The following is a 939-nucleotide window of genomic DNA, read 5'->3' as shown; positions in this document are numbered from 1 at the left end:
TTCGAAGGCGATGCCTTCACCATCGTCGAGCTCACTCGCGCGCTCGAGACCATCCCCTACAAGCCCGCGATCCTGTCGGGCGCCAACCTCTTCGGCGCCCGCGGCGTGCGCTCGCGCACCGTGATGATCGAGAGCCGAGACGGCACGCTCTCGCTGATCCCCTTCTCGGAGCGGGGCTCGGCCTACCAGTCCCAGATCCCCGAACGCCGCGAGATGCGTGCCTTCGTCTGCCGGCAGTTCAAGAAGCAGGACGTGCTCTGGGCCTCGGAAATCCAGTCCATCCGCGACTTCGGGTCCGAGACCGCCGTCCAGCAGGTCCAGGCCGAGGTGGCGCGCAAGCTCGGGCGCCTGCGCAACGACGCCGAGGCCACCTTCGAGTTCCACCTCTTCAACGGCATCCAGGGCGTGGTGAAGGACCCGAAGGACGGCGCGACGGTGATCGACTACCACGCCGAGTTCGGCATCACCCCGGCGGCGGAGGTCGACTTCGATCTGGACAACACGAGCCCCGCCTCGGGCGCGCTGCGCAAGCGCTGCCAGGCGCTGATCGAGAGCGTCGAGGACAGCCTTGGCGGTCTCGCCGCCGGTCAGGTGCAGATCCGCGCCGAATGCGGCTCGGCGTTCTTCGCCGATCTGGTGGCCCACAAGGAGGTGCGCGAGACCTACCTCAACACCGCCGCCGCGGCCGATCTGCGCGGGCGCGTGGGCGAGGAGGTCAGCTTCGGCGGCATCACCTTCCGCCGCTACCGCGGGGGCCTCGGCTTCGGCGTGCCCACCGACAAGGCGTACTTTTACCCCGAAGGCGTCGAGGGCTTGTTCGAGATCTACTACGCCCCCGCCGACACATTCGAGACGGTCAACACCGTGGGCCTGCCGCTCTATGCCCGCATGATCCCGGACCGGGACCGCGACGAATGGGTGCGGCTGGAGATCGAGAGC

At 68.4% G+C, this 939-nt stretch carries 1 protein-coding gene; it reads left to right on the top strand.

The window, feature by feature from the left end; genetic code table 11:
- The coding region (locus AB6A66_RS17445; RefSeq protein WP_371056899.1) for a major capsid protein at positions 1–939 on the top strand (939 nt) is incomplete at both ends.

The sequence above is a fragment of the Rhodosalinus sp. K401 genome (assembly GCF_041365735.1).
Lineage (GTDB): Bacteria > Pseudomonadota > Alphaproteobacteria > Rhodobacterales > Rhodobacteraceae > Rhodosalinus.
The sequence above is the reverse complement of the archived record's forward strand: the minus strand, read 5'-3'. Positions and strand labels throughout refer to the sequence as shown.